Genomic DNA, 13935 nt, shown 5'->3' with positions numbered 1-13935 from the left:
AGTAAAAAGGAGTCCTGATGAAAATTTCCCGCCTTGGAGAAGCCCCGGATTACCGCTTCTCACTGGCAAATGAGCGTACCTTTCTGGCGTGGATCCGTACCGCGCTGGGGTTTCTGGCGGCGGGGGTTGGTCTCGACCAACTGGCTCCGGATTTTGCCACGCCGGTAATTCGTGAGCTTTTGGCGCTGTTGCTGTGCCTGTTTGCCGGTGGTCTGGCGATTTATGGCTACCTGCGCTGGCTGCGTAATGAGAGGGCGATGCGCCTGAAAGAGGATTTGCCCTATACCCATAGCCTGTTAATCATCAGTCTGATTTTGTTTATTGTCGCGGTGATTGTCATGGGACTGGTGCTGTATGCCGGATAGCCGTAAGTCGCGACGTATCGCCGATCCGGGGTTACAACCGGAGCGAACATCGCTGGCCTGGTTTCGTACGCTTCTGGGTTATGGCGCGCTAATGGCGTTGGCGCTGAAGCACAACTGGCATCAGGCGGGCTTCCTGTTTTGGGTTTCAATTGTGGTGCTGGCGATGGTGGCGATCGTTCTGTGGCGCTATACCCGCAGCCGTAATCTGATGGATGTTACGCATAGCGATTTTTCTGAATCTCGCGCGGTGCGTGACAAATTTATGATCTCCCTCGCGGTGTTATCCCTCGCAATACTGTTTGCTGTAACGCATGTCAGCCAACTTATTGCGTTTATCGGGAATTTAGCATGACAGGATGTCAGGTCATGGCCAAACCAGCCAGCTCTCGTTGTAACCTGGATTGTCGTTACTGTTTTTACATCGATAAACCCACTCAACCCGAAATGGATGACGCCACCTTAGAGACGTTTATTCGTCAGCATATCACCGCACAGCCGGGGGCTGACGTGATGTTCGCCTGGCAGGGCGGAGAGCCAACCCTCTGTGGCATCGACTTTTTCCGCCGCGTAGTGACGTTGCAAAAACAGTACGGGGAAGGGAAGAAAATCCATAACGCGTTCCAGACCAACGGGATTTTGCTCAACGACGAATGGTGTCAGTTTTTGCACGATAACGGCTGGCTGGTGGGGATTTCGTTGGATGGCCCCGCCGAGTTGCACGATGCTTATCGTGTTAACCGCAGCGGAAAACCGACTCACCATAAGGTGGTGGACGCCATTGCCAGGCTCCGTAAGCATCAGGTGGAGTTCAATCTGCTGGTAGTGGTTAATTCTCTGAACAGCCAGCGACCAGGGCAGATGTATCGCTACCTACGCCAGCTTGGCACACCTTTTTTGCAGTTCATTCCGCTGGTTGAAAATGATGAAGACGGCGAGCTTACCGCCGAATCCGTCCCGCCTCAGGCGTGGGGAACCTTCCTGAATTCCGTCTTTGATATCTGGGTCAGAGAAGATATTGGCCGCGTATTCGTCCAGTTATTTGATTCAACTCTGGGCGTATGGTGCGGACACCCGGCGCAGATGTGTTCGCTAAGCTCCACCTGCGGACATGCTTTTGCTCTGGAAGCGAATGGCGATTTGTATCAGTGCGATCACTATGTTCACCCTGATTTTCGCCTGGGTAATATTCATCGCACGTCGTTGAGTGAGCTCAACGCCAGCCCGAGGGCAGCGGCGTTTGGTCAGTCCAAGAGAACCACGCTGAGCGCGGAATGCCAGGCGTGTTCGCTATTACGCTTTTGCCATGGTGATTGCCCAAAGCATCGCGACAGCAGTGGAAAGAGTGCGATTTGCGGCGGATACAGCGCTTTCTTCAATCATACCGCGCCGCATATGCGCGTGATGCGTGACCTTCTGAAGCAACATCGCTCACCGATGGAACTGATGGCGATGCTGCGTTAAGTTCAGCGGCGTTTAACGTCCTTTGGTCAGATACTGCGCCATTTCGGCTTCCGGCACCATGCCGCCGCCGGTCGCCCACACCAGGTGGGTGGCGTTATTGAGCTGCTCCGCGCTGAAGCCGTGCATTTGCTGATAGTCAGCAGAAGCGCAAACGTGCTGCGGACCGGCCATCCCGGCCAGCGCCGACGGCTCAAGGCGAATGCCTTCTTCCTGCGCCAGCCAGCCCAGCATGTCGTACATAGTCTGATCGTCCAGGGTGTACAGACCGTCGAGCAGACGTTCCATTGCCCGGCCAACAAAGCCGGACGCGCGGCCCACCGCCAGCCCATCAGCCGCTGTCAGGTTATCGATACCAATGTCCTGCACAGAAATCGTATCGTGCAGCCCGGTATAAATCCCCAGCAGCATGCACGGTGAATGGGTAGGTTCTGCGAAGAAACAGTGCACGTTATCGCCGAATGCCAGCTTCAGGCCAAACGCTACCCCGCCAGGCCCACCGCCGACGCCGCACGGCAGGTAAACAAACAGCGGATGGTCGGCATCCACCACGCGCCCCTGCTGCGCGAACTGCGCCTTCAGACGCTGGCCGGCGACCGCATAACCTAAAAACAACGTGCGGGAATTTTCATCATCGATAAAGAAACAGTTCGGATCGGATTGTGCCGCCTTACGGCCCTGCTCAACCGCCACGCCATAATCTTCTTCATACTCCACGACCGTCACGCCGTGGCTGCGCAGTTTGGCTTTTTTCCATGCGCGAGCGTCTGCAGACATATGAACCGTCACCTTAAAGCCGATACGGGCACTCATAATGCCGATCGACATCCCAAGGTTGCCAGTGGAGCCTACGGCGATGCTGTACTGACTGAAGAACTGTTTAAACTCAGGCGAAAGCAGAATGCTGTAATCGTCTTGTGTGGTCAGCAGACCGGCTTCCAGCGCCAGTTTTTCCGCGTGGGTTAGCACTTCATAAATACCGCCACGCGCTTTAATTGAGCCGGAAATCGGTAGATGGCTGTCTTTCTTCAGCAGAATTTCGCCGTTGATGCGCTGCCCATACTCTTTTTCCAGCCGCTTTTGCATCGCCGGGATCACGGCCAGTTCAGATTCGATAATGCCGCCGGTGGCTGCGGTTTCCGGGAATGCCTGCGCCAGATACGGCGCGAAGCGCGTCAGACGAGCGTGGGCATCCTGAACATCGTGCTCTGTCAGGCCAACATACGGTAAACCTTCCGCAAGAGAGGTAGTGCCAGGGTTAAACCAGGTCGTCTCCTTGAGAGCGACCAGATCTTCCACTAAAGGATGCTGGGCGATAAGTGTTTGAATGTTTTCCATAGTCAGTCTCTTTGCGCTTAGATAATAAAGGAAAGCAGGAATGTGCAAACCAGTGCAATAACGGACGCGATAAATGTCGCGGTCGTATAATATTTGAACGTCTCATTTAGGGTGGCGCCGCAGTACTGCTTCACCAGCCAGAAGAGGGAATCGGTGACGATCGTGCAGCCAATCGCGCCGGAACCGATGGCAATGGCGATGATCTCCGGGCTAACGTTGGGGTAGAGCGGCAGCATCGGGGCCACGATTGCCGTCGCACCCATCATCGCCACCGTGGCAGAGCCCACCGCAGCATGCAGGATTAACGCCACCAGCCAAGCCAGCAGAATCGGGTGCATATGCATGTTCGAGAGGATCAGCGCGAGAGTATCCGCCAGTCCGCTGCTCTTGAGGATAGCGTTGAATGCGCCGCCTGCGCCGATAATCAGCAAAATGTTAGCAATGGAGCCAAAACCGTTTTCGGTGTGGGTCAGCAGCGCACCCATGCCAATGTGCTGACGCAGACCGAGAATGTAATAGGCCACGAAAACGGCAATAAACATCGCGGTGATCGGGTTACCAATAAACTCCAACAGCGTATAAACCGTGCTGCCTTTCGCCATGTTCAGCTCAGCGACGGTTTTTACCAGCATCAGGCCAATCGGCAGCAGTACGGTAAACAGCGTAGCGCCCAGCGATGGCAGCGTACTTTCGTCGCGCACCTTGAGGTCGGAAAACTCAGCCGGAACCGGTTTAAACGGCAGACGGTTACCGAGGAATTTCAGATACAGCGGACCGCCGATCAGCGAAGCCATTAAGCCCACCAGTAAGCCGTAGACAATCACGGTGCCAATGTCCGCGCCCAGCTTGTTCGCCACGAACAGGGCGGCTGGATGCGGCGGCACGACGCAGTGTACCGCCATCAGCGCTGTACATAACGGAATCGCCAGCTTCAGTAGCGAGGTATTGGTTTTTTTGGCAATTGAAAAGGCCAGAGGAATCAACAGCACTACGCCGACTTCAACAAACAGCGTGATCCCGCAAATCAGCCCGACCAGTACCATAATGACGTCAGCGGAAAGCCAGCGACAGCGCTGTAGCGTCAGGCCGATACGTTCGGCCGCGCCGGACACTTCCATCATTTTGCCAAGAATGGTCCCAAGGCCGATAACCGCGGCGAGGAAGCCCAGCGTACCGCCGATGCCACTCTCAATGGCATTGACCATATCCAGCGGCCCCATACCCATCATCGTACCCACGAAGAAGCTGGCTAACAGCAGCGCCAGAAACGGGTGGAATTTGAACTTCACGATGGTCAAAACGATTAACACGATGCTTATCAGCAGCGTGCTCACAACCCAGATTTGAGAGTGCATAACTCACCTTGCCCTGTGATTAATATAGGGTTATTGGACAAAAATAAGGCATGGTCTGACAAACGATATAAATCCCCTTTCACATGAACCAGATTGCATCAAGTAGGTGATTTACGTCTAATTACGCTTTGTTTATGCGATATGGTTCACCTTGATTCATCTTTGTGCTGATTTTTGCAGCGAACTTTTTTACACTCCGGCGAATGAATCAGGAGGACAGGAGGTGAACATGGATCCCTTACGCGAGGTCAGAAATCGGCTGCTCAACGGCTGGCAGTTGTCAAAGCTGTATACCTTTGAAGTGGCGGCCCGACATCAGTCGTTTGCGCTGGCGGCAGATGAGCTGTCATTAAGCCCAAGCGCTGTCAGCCATCGCATTAATCAGCTGGAAGATGAGCTGGGTATTCAGCTGTTTGTTCGTTCGCATCGTAAAGTGGAACTCACCCACGAGGGCAAGCGGGTGTTCTGGGCGCTGAAATCATCGCTGGATACGCTGAATCAGGAAATCCTTGATATTAAAAATCAGGAGTTGTCCGGGACCCTTACTGTGTACTCACGGCCTTCTATCGCTCAGTGCTGGCTGGTTCCGGCGCTCGGCGACTTTACCCGTCGCTATCCGTCGATTTCGCTGACCATGCTGACCGGGAACGACAACGTCAATCTGCAGCGTGCCGGGGTCGATCTGGCTATCTATTTTGACGACGCACCCTCCGCGCAGCTCACGCACCACTTCCTGATGGATGAAGAGATCCTGCCGGTATGCAGCCCGGACTACGCTCGCCGCCATGACCTTACCGGTTCGCTGGTGAATTTACCGCACTGTACGTTGCTGCATGACAGACAGGCGTGGAGTAACGACTCCGGGACCGATGAATGGCACAGTTGGGCGCAGCATTTTTCGGTGAATCTGCCGACATCGTCGGGAATTGGTTTCGATCGTTCTGATTTGGCGGTGATTGCGGCGATGAATCATATCGGCGTGGCGATGGGCCGAAAGCGGCTGGTGCAAAAACGCCTCGACAGCGGAGAGCTGGTTGCGCCTTTTGGCGATATGGCGCTGAAATGCCATCAGCACTACTACATCACTACCCTGCCTGGCAGACAATGGCCGAAAATCGAGGCGTTTATTCGCTGGCTTCAGGAACAGGTTAAATAAGCGGGTCGCGAATATTTTTTACGCTTTCTCGCTACACGCAAAGTGAAAAAGCATGCTAAATACGTGATATCACTCCTGATGATTTGCGTAAGGACGACCGTGTTAAAGCCGATTGTTTCCCTTTTACTGTTAGCCAGCTCCACCGTGTGTGCCGCGCAACCTGTGCTGACCGCGGCGCAGTATGCGCAGCAGCTTGGCGTTGGGATGGACGTAGACTGGGCGCGCACCGATCGGGGTATCCGTGAATTCGATCCGCTGGTGGTGCGGGATTACAAGGCGAAAGGGTTAACCCACGTGCGCATTCGCGTAGCGGGAGAGCCTACGGAGGCGCGGCTTATACATCTGCGCAAGCTGGTGGAAGCCTGCGAGCAGTATGGCGTGATCCCGATAATTGCCTATCAGGCTGACGAATATAAAAAAGATCCCAGTACCGGTAACGAAAAAGAGGTGGTTAACTGGTGGGTGGCGGTGGCGCATTACTTTGGTCAAAGCTCGCCGTTGCTGGGTTTCGACCTGATATACGAACCCTCTGATAAGCTCAACCATAATCAGGTGTCGCTCAATCGGGTGTATGACAAAACCATTCGTACTGTCCATGCCATCGACCCGCAGCGGATGATTTTTATCGCGCCGCGACTACGCGCCGCGCCGGAAGATTTGCCTGACCTGAAACTGCCGCCGCAAAGTCAGAATACCGTGCTGGCTCAATGGCATATTTTTCCGTGGGGGCCGCTGAAAAATAACGGTAAATATCCGTGGACCTCAGGCACAGCGGCAGAAAAGGCCGCTATTCGCGCCCGTATCAATACCGCCATTCACTGGCAGCAGAAAACGGGTCATGTCAGTTGGGTGGGAGGCTGGTCGCCAGGAGAAACTATCAGGAACGCGCCTTCTGCCTCGCAAATGGCGTTTGCCCGATTTATGGCGTGCGAACTGAAAAAAGCGAAAATTCCCTATGCTATCAATGCGGATACGCAGTTTTATGATGGTGAGGAAGGCGCCTGGCGTCCGGCGCTGGAGCCGTTACTGACGACGATGATCGCGCCTGAATGCGAAAAGCCCGGCGATAAGCCGGGCCATCATACGCTTAAACCGCCTGCCCCTGATGCGACACGCGTGACGCCAGCGGAAGCCAGCAAACAAAAATCAACAGTCCCATAAGGGTCATCAGCAGGCCCAGACTGGCTTGCCCGGTCTGCGGCAGCATTGCAGAGAACCACGCCAGCACGCCGGAACCAATATTCTGTAATCCCCCAACCAGCGCACCGGCAGTGCCTGCCAGGAATGGGAAAGGCTCCATTGCGCCACTGGTTGCCAGCGGAAACAGCATCCCGGCACCGAAGAAAAATAGTGCGGCGGGAATCAGCAGCGTCCAGACGTTCATCACGTCAAACAGGCCCGGGATCCACATCATTAAACCGGCTACCAGACAGCAGATAACCGACTGCCACATCAGCGTCGAGAAACGCTTATTCGGGCGACCGGCGAACCAGGCGCCGAAAAATGCCGCCGGGATGGGCAGAATAAACAGGATACTGACCACCATGCTGCTTAAACCGAGTCTTGCGCCCAACAATACCCCGGAGCAGGCCTCGAAGACTGCAACGCCCGCCAGGCCGCCGATCAGCATCAGCACGTAACAGGTGAAAGAACTGTTACCAAACAGCGTTTTATAGCTGGCGATAAGGCGTGGACGCGGTGCGCCCGCAGGACGCGTTTCCGGCATCCAGCGCGCCATGCTAAACGTGACGCCCGCGCACAGAACCAGCAGGAAAATGTAACAGGCGCGCCAGTTCCACAAGGTATCCAGCATGCCGCCAATCAGCGGGGCCAGCAGCGGACTCACCAGAATCCCCATGTTTAACAAACTATTCGCGTGGCGCAGCTGCGTGCCTTCGTACAGATCGCGCGGTAAGGTTCGCGCCATTACACCGCCGACGCCTGTTCCCATGCCCTGGATTGCACTGGCGATAATCAGTACCGTCAGGCTGCGGGTGGTTATGGCGACCAGGGTAGCCAGCATAAAAATGGACATCCCGGCGAGGATCACCGGACGGCGGCCAACGCGATCGGAAAGTGGGCCGTAAAACAGTTGTGACAGGCCGTAGGTCAGCAGGTAGGCGGCCATTACGCTTTGCACCGCTCCTTCGCGAACGTTCAGTTCACGCGCCATATCAGCAATCGCGGGGATATAAATGGTTTGCGCCATCTGACCTACCGCCACCAGTAATACCAACATCAACAACAAATTGACGCTTCTATGCCTTTTCATTTCGCTGATTACTTTTAAAAAAGAGAAAAAATAAGAATAAGGTGCTGTACTTTCCCATAAATGCGCGTGGAATCTACCACAACAGAAAAAGAAGGCCAGATAGTGGGCTGGAATGTTTACGCGATGAACGGCAGGAAATGTAAACAAAAAGCGGCAACAAATGTTGCCGGATTGCATCGGCTTTACGGCGCGATCATGACAAGCGAAGTAAGACAGCGCCTACGGCAATACCGGCGGCCGCGACAAGGCGTATTCCGGCAACCTTTTCTTTCAGCAGCAGCCAGGCGAGCAGAGCGCCAAACAGAATGGAGGTTTCACGCAGCGCTGCGACCACCGCCAACGGAGCCTGGGTCATGGCCCACAGCGCCAGACCGTAAGAACCCATCGTACCAATTCCACCCAGAATACCTTTCTTCCACTGTTGTACCAGATAGCGTGACGCTTCCCGGCGCCGGGCGATCATCGCCCAGCCCAGCAGACAGGAACCGTTCAGAAAGAAGGTCCACAGCGTATAACCGAGCGCGGTTTCTGATAAGCGTACGCCGGTGCCATCAACCAGCGTGTAACCAGCGATAAAGCAGGCGTTAATGAGCGCCAGTACGATCCCGCGTTGTGAGCTGCTGCGTCCGTTAAATGCCATGCCGAGAATGGCCAGACAGATCGTAGCAATCCCCACCCAGGCAAACACAGACAGGCTATCGCCAAGGAACAAGACGCTGATAATCGCAACCAGCAGCGGTGCTGTTCCACGCATCAGAGGATAGGTCTGACTCATATCCGAAACCTGATAGGTTTTGGCGACCAGGACCGTATACACCACTTGCAACGCGGTTGAGATGGCCAAAAACGGCAGGCTGGCGGCGGAAGGCTGAGGCGCGAAGGGTAAGCAGATCAATGCCATAATCGCCGCGGAGCCGCTGACGCCAATCGCCGAGTACAGTTTATCGTTTCCAGCTTTAACAATGGCATTCCAACTGGCATGCAGCAGTGCGGCGAACAGCAAAATGCAGAAAACAGAAAGCGTCATGGTGGCGTTCTTCCCTGAGAATGTCATAAAAACGTAACATATTGGCGCGAGACAAGCACAAGGGAGAAGGTGAAAGGGGAGCGGAGTGTTACCCGCTCCCCTTAAGTGCGACTTGAATCCGAATTACTTAACGTATTTCAGAACGGCATCAAGTAGTTGCAGTGCTGCAACAATGAGTTTGAGGATAAGAATAGCGATATCCACGAGGCTCATACGCTCTCCTTTTGGTACAAGGAGCACGGTGCTGACGTACCTCGCCGCTGCCTGTTGCCAGCACCTTTGTTGACATAACACAGTGTGCTCACACGGGGGTTAAGGCGCTGACGGCACCACCCGTTTCAGCCAGGACTTTGATGCGCCGGTTTACGATGCGGCCCCCGCATAACACATTGCGTACCGAGACATTATAGATAAACACTGTATAAATTAACAGTGTTTTGTGGACATTGTGCCATTCATGTTCCATACTCAAAACCATCAAAATTCGTGCCGAAATTGCGTGTTCTTCGCAGAACGCGTATACTTTTTCCGTTGACATAACACAGTGTGTTCGGCGGCTACCAACCGCACAGCGCTGAAAAAAACCTCGCTCCGGCGGGGTTTTTTGTTTTCCGACTCTGCACAGCGAAATGTGATCGTTGACGCATTTTTATGCAGATGAAAATTTTTCCATTGTCACGCTGAAAAACCTGTGTTTGTATAAATCCAGTTAATCAACAAACAGACAGGTCCCTAATGAACCCTTCCATGCTGACTGCGACCCTACTAAAAACTGCGCCATCTCGCGCAGCGGTCGTCGTGCGTGTGGTGGTGGTCGTCGGCAATGCGCCGTAGGGTCCGGATCAACACACGATTCCAAAACCCCGCCGGCGCAAACCGGGCGGGGTTTTTCGTTTAAGAGACCTGCCCGAAGCAAAGGCCCAGAATAAAAGGACTGGAGCATGGCAAGTTCGGGCATAACATCCAAGCGTACGCGTTTTACGGGCGCAGAATTCATCGTTCATTTCATGGAACGCCAGGGGATTCAGGTGGTCACCGGTATTCCTGGCGGATCGATTCTTCCCGTCTATGACGCTTTAAGCCAAAGCACGCAAATCCGTCATATCCTGGCGCGCCACGAGCAGGGCGCGGGGTTTATCGCGCAGGGGATGGCGAGAACCGATGGTAAACCCGCCGTCTGTATGGCCTGTAGCGGACCGGGCGCGACCAACCTGGTGACCGCCATTGCCGACGCGCGGCTGGATTCCATCCCGCTGGTGTGTATCACCGGGCAGGTTCCGGCCTCAATGATCGGGACCGACGCCTTCCAGGAAGTCGACACCTACGGCATCTCTATCCCCATCACCAAGCACAACTATCTGGTCCGCCATATCAGTGAATTACCGCAGGTCATGAGCGATGCGTTCCGCATTGCGCAGTCCGGCCGTCCGGGCCCGGTGTGGATAGACATTCCTAAGGATATTCAAACCGCCGTTTTTGAAATTGAAGAGATGCCGGAGCCCGCGCAGAAAATGGCGGCACCGGCGTTCAGCCAGGACAGCATTCGCGATGCCGCAGCTATGATTAACGCCGCACAGCGTCCGGTGCTGTATCTCGGCGGCGGCGTGATTAACGCGCCTGAGCGGGTTCGTGAACTGGCAGAAAAAGCTATGCTGCCCACCACCATGACCTTAATGGCGCTCGGTATGCTGCCGAAAGCGCATCCGCTGTCGTTAGGCATGCTGGGTATGCACGGCGCGCGCAGCACTAACTTTATTCTGCAAGAATCGGACTTATTGATTGTTCTGGGCGCACGTTTTGATGACCGGGCGATTGGTAAAACCGAGCAGTTCTGTCCGAACGCCAAAATCATCCATGTGGATATCGACCGTGCGGAGCTGGGTAAAATCAAACAGCCGCACGTGGCGATTCAGGCGGATGTCGATGAGGTTCTGGCACAACTGATCCCATTAATTAACGCGCAGCCGCGAGAGTCGTGGCATCAAATGGTGGCCGATTTACAACGCGAATTCCCCTGCAGCATTCCGCAGGAAAGCGACCCGCTCAGCCACTATGGGCTGATCAACGCCGTAGCGGCCTGCGTGGATGACAATGCCATTATCACCACCGACGTAGGCCAGCATCAGATGTGGGCCGCACAGGCTTACCCGCTGAACCGTCCGCGTCAGTGGCTGACCTCCGGCGGTCTGGGAACCATGGGCTTTGGCCTGCCGGCGGCAATTGGCGCAGCGCTGGTCAACCCGGACAAAAAGGTGCTGTGCTTCTCCGGCGACGGTAGCCTGATGATGAATATTCAGGAAATGGCGACGGCCAGCGAAAATCAGCTGGATATTAAAATCATCCTGATGAATAACGAAGCGTTGGGTCTGGTGTATCAGCAGCAGAGTTTGTTCTATAAGCAGGGCGTTTTTGCGGCGACATATCCGGGGATGATTAACTTTATGCAGATAGCCGCCGGGTTTGGCCTCGAAACCTGCGATTTGAATAACGAAGCGGATCCACAGGCAGCGTTGCAGGAGATTATTAATCGCCCTGGACCTGCGCTGATCCACGTGCGCATCGATGCCGAAGAAAAAGTGTACCCGATGGTGCCGCCGGGTGCGGCAAACACAGAAATGGTGGGGGAATAAGCCATGCAACAGCAGACTCATGACAACGTAATCCTGGAACTCACTGTACGCAACCATCCGGGCGTAATGACCCACGTCTGCGGGCTGTTTGCCCGCCGCGCGTTCAACGTGGAAGGCATTCTCTGTCTACCGATTCAGGACAGCGACAAGAGCCGCATCTGGCTACTGGTCAATGACGATCAGCGTCTTGAGCAGATGATAAGCCAGATCGACAAGCTGGAAGATGTGGTGAAAGTGGCCCGCAACCAGTCCGACCCGTCGATGTTTAACAAAATCACGGTTTTCTTTGAGTGAGTTAGTCGCCGTCTGAATCCGGGGTGATGACTTTGACAGAGCCGTTCCGGCAGTGGGTTGCATAATCTGCCGGCAACGGGCGATCGCTTATCAGTACGTCAAAAGTGGAAAGCGGACCAATGCTGGCGGGAGCAACCTCATCAAACAGGGCGTGGCGCGTCAGCAGAATTTTGCGCAATCCGCGTTCCATCGCTTTGCGTTTGGTGGCCAGATCGTCCGGATTGAACCAGCTAACGCCGAAATGCTCATGGACTCCGCTGGCAGAGATAAACACTTTTCGTGGGTTGAGCGCATCCAGCGGAGAGGGATTGCTGGTGTCGTAAAAGGCATCACTTTTCGCCCGATAGGTGCCCCCGCAAAGAATCGCCGTGGCGTTGGGTTTTTCATTTAGCGCCACGAATACCCGGTGTGAGTAGCAAATTCCGGTAAAGGTAATATCGTCCGGGATCATGCTGACGACTAATGGCATTTCGGCACCATTATCAAAAAAGACCAGATCGTTTTCACTGACCAGTCCCGCGGCCAGAATGGCAACCGGTAAATCGTCGCGATGATACTGCTTTTGCACGGGGAGCGGAGCGTTAACGAGGGTGGCGGGCTTGTTCACCATCACGATGTAACCACCGAGTAGCGTAAGCGGCAATGGTTCGTCATCCTGGCTGAGATCCCGACGGATGGTCATCACGGAAACCTCCAGCATGCGCGCCGCCTCTTTCAGATGGATTCTGTCGGTCTTCTTCAACAATTCCATCAGACGTCGAATACGTTCTTTTTGCTTGGTTTCCATGCACACTCTCCACGAATCATGTTTTCATGTTCCTTCAGTAACATTTATGTGTTTCTGGGAACATGATATTGCTGCATTACTATACGTCTGACCATTGGGAAATAAAAGCGTGTTTTTACACGTTTTATTGATTATAAGCAGCGAGTTTTCAGTCAATTGTAAGCAAGTTAATCATTTTGAGTGTGATAGAGACGCAACATTTAGCATAATAAATAAACAATAAAATGATCCTCCAATCGCGATCCTAGTCACAAATGATACGGAAGTAACATGATAATGTTATTTTAATATCATTGTTGTGTGATTGTTTCTGAGAGGTAGTAAAATGGATATCGCGGTTATTGGCTCCAACATGGTGGATCTCATCACCTACATCAACCAGATGCCCAAAGAAGGGGAAACGCTGGAAGCACCCGCCTTCAAAATTGGTTGTGGCGGTAAAGGGGCAAATCAGGCCGTTGCGGCTGCTAAGCTCAATTCCAAAGTGCTGATGCTGACGAAAGTCGGTGATGATATTTTTGCGGATAACACCATTCGTAATCTCGAATCCTGGGGGATTAATACGACCTATGTCGAAAAGGTACCCTGCACCAGCAGCGGCGTTGCACCGATCTTTGTTAATGCAAACTCCAGCAACAGCATTCTGATTATTAAAGGTGCCAACAAGTTTCTCTCCCCGGAAGATATCGATCGCGCGGCGGAAGATCTGAAAAAGTGTCAACTTATTGTCCTGCAGCTGGAAGTACAGTTGGAAACGGTTTATCACGCGATTGAATTCGGTAAAAAACACGGTATTGAAGTGTTATTAAATCCCGCCCCTGCATTACGGGAATTAGATATGTCTTATGCCTGTAAATGCGATTTCTTCGTGCCAAATGAAACCGAGCTCGAAATATTAACCGGTATGCCGGTGGATACCTATGACCATATTCGCACCGCGGCACGTTCTTTGGTCGATAAAGGTCTGAACAATATTATCGTCACCATGGGGGAGAAAGGTGCTCTGTGGATGACGCGTGACCAGGAAGTCCATGTCCCGGCGTTTAAAGTGAACGCTGTCGATACCAGTGGCGCAGGTGACGCTTTCATCGGTTGTTTTGCCCACTATTACGTTCAAAGCGGTGATGTCGAAGCCGCCATGAAAAAAGCCGCTCTCTTCGCTGCATTCAGCGTTACCGGGAAAGGCACTCAATCATCTTATCCAAGCATCGAACAATTTAATGAGTTTCTTACCTTAAACGAATAATACTCCT

At 53.6% G+C, this 13935-nt stretch carries 15 protein-coding genes; 9 read left to right on the top strand and 6 right to left on the bottom strand.

Features of this window, described 5'->3' with window-relative positions:
- The first annotated feature begins 17 nt into the window (after window positions 1-17).
- Genes OGV75_RS07250 through OGV75_RS07240 form a run of 3 tightly spaced genes read left to right on the top strand, consistent with a single transcriptional unit; the run spans window position 18 to window position 1826 of the window.
- On the top strand, window positions 18-365 hold the full coding sequence (locus tag OGV75_RS07250; RefSeq protein WP_016157812.1) for a YidH family protein: 348 nt from the start codon (window positions 18-20) through the stop codon (window positions 363-365).
- Window positions 355-717: a DUF202 domain-containing protein gene (locus OGV75_RS07245; protein WP_200014318.1), complete on the top strand. Its 363-nt coding sequence runs from the start codon at window positions 355-357 to the stop codon at window positions 715-717. The genes OGV75_RS07250 and OGV75_RS07245 overlap by 11 nt, the downstream gene beginning before the upstream one ends.
- Entirely contained in the window at window positions 714-1826 is a 1113-nt protein-coding gene (locus OGV75_RS07240; protein WP_186336850.1) for an anaerobic sulfatase maturase, read from the top strand. The genes OGV75_RS07245 and OGV75_RS07240 overlap by 4 nt, the downstream gene beginning before the upstream one ends.
- Window positions 1827-1838: 12 nt before the next feature.
- On the opposite strand, the gene dsdA is transcribed toward OGV75_RS07240, so the two are convergent.
- On the bottom strand, window positions 1839-3161 hold the full coding sequence (gene dsdA / locus OGV75_RS07235) for a D-serine ammonia-lyase (RefSeq protein WP_213239667.1): 1323 nt from the start codon (window positions 3159-3161) through the stop codon (window positions 1839-1841).
- A 17-nt stretch (window positions 3162-3178) separates the two neighbouring features.
- Window positions 3179-4516: a D-serine transporter DsdX gene (gene dsdX / locus OGV75_RS07230; protein WP_016157809.1), complete on the bottom strand. Its 1338-nt coding sequence runs from the start codon at window positions 4514-4516 to the stop codon at window positions 3179-3181.
- Between the two features lie 229 nt (window positions 4517-4745).
- Here dsdX and dsdC point away from each other — a divergent pair, with 229 nt between their 5' ends.
- Window positions 4746-5672: a DNA-binding transcriptional regulator DsdC gene (gene dsdC / locus OGV75_RS07225; RefSeq protein WP_016155054.1), complete on the top strand. Its 927-nt coding sequence runs from the start codon at window positions 4746-4748 to the stop codon at window positions 5670-5672.
- A 78-nt stretch (window positions 5673-5750) separates the two neighbouring features.
- Complete coding sequence (locus OGV75_RS07220; RefSeq protein ID WP_286480495.1) at window positions 5751-6833, top strand: cellulase family glycosylhydrolase; 1083 nt, start codon at window positions 5751-5753, stop codon at window positions 6831-6833.
- On the opposite strand, the gene emrD is transcribed toward OGV75_RS07220, so the two are convergent.
- The 3 genes from emrD to tisB form a co-directional block, all read right to left on the bottom strand.
- Entirely contained in the window at window positions 6760-7944 is a 1185-nt protein-coding gene (gene emrD / locus OGV75_RS07215) for a multidrug efflux MFS transporter EmrD (protein WP_200014315.1), read from the bottom strand. The genes OGV75_RS07220 and emrD overlap by 74 nt on opposite strands.
- Before the next feature lie 193 nt (window positions 7945-8137).
- Entirely contained in the window at window positions 8138-8971 is an 834-nt protein-coding gene (locus OGV75_RS07210; RefSeq protein ID WP_181629544.1) for an EamA family transporter, read from the bottom strand.
- A 123-nt stretch (window positions 8972-9094) separates the two neighbouring features.
- Window positions 9095-9184 carry a type I toxin-antitoxin system toxin TisB gene (gene tisB, locus OGV75_RS07205; protein WP_003023909.1) on the bottom strand — a complete coding sequence of 30 codons (90 nt, stop codon included), beginning with the start codon at window positions 9182-9184 and terminating at the stop codon, window positions 9095-9097.
- A gap of 522 nt (window positions 9185-9706) precedes the next feature.
- Between tisB and ivbL the strand changes: the two genes are divergently transcribed.
- The 3 genes from ivbL (at window position 9707) to ilvN (ending at window position 11895) form a co-directional block, all read left to right on the top strand.
- Window positions 9707-9805 carry an ilvB operon leader peptide IvbL gene (gene ivbL / locus OGV75_RS07200; RefSeq protein ID WP_003827118.1) on the top strand — a complete coding sequence of 33 codons (99 nt, stop codon included), beginning with the start codon at window positions 9707-9709 and terminating at the stop codon, window positions 9803-9805.
- 107 nt (window positions 9806-9912) lie between these two features.
- Entirely contained in the window at window positions 9913-11601 is a 1689-nt protein-coding gene (gene ilvB, locus OGV75_RS07195; RefSeq protein ID WP_286480493.1) for an acetolactate synthase large subunit, read from the top strand.
- A gap of 3 nt (window positions 11602-11604) precedes the next feature.
- Complete coding sequence (ilvN, locus tag OGV75_RS07190) at window positions 11605-11895, top strand: acetolactate synthase small subunit (protein WP_003023914.1); 291 nt, start codon at window positions 11605-11607, stop codon at window positions 11893-11895.
- Window position 11896: 1 nt separating this feature from the next.
- On the opposite strand, the gene OGV75_RS07185 is transcribed toward ilvN, so the two are convergent.
- Window positions 11897-12682, bottom strand: coding sequence for a DeoR family transcriptional regulator (locus OGV75_RS07185; protein WP_047415709.1), 786 nt, complete (start codon window positions 12680-12682; stop codon window positions 11897-11899).
- A 325-nt stretch (window positions 12683-13007) separates the two neighbouring features.
- Between OGV75_RS07185 and rbsK the strand changes: the two genes are divergently transcribed.
- On the top strand, window positions 13008-13928 hold the full coding sequence (rbsK, locus tag OGV75_RS07180) for a ribokinase (protein ID WP_286480492.1): 921 nt from the start codon (window positions 13008-13010) through the stop codon (window positions 13926-13928).
- Window positions 13929-13935 lie beyond the last annotated feature (7 nt).

The sequence above is a fragment of the Citrobacter sp. Cb028 genome (assembly GCF_030336705.1).
Taxonomy (GTDB): Bacteria; Pseudomonadota; Gammaproteobacteria; order Enterobacterales; family Enterobacteriaceae; genus Citrobacter; species Citrobacter braakii.
This window is presented reverse-complemented; position numbering and strand designations above follow the sequence as displayed.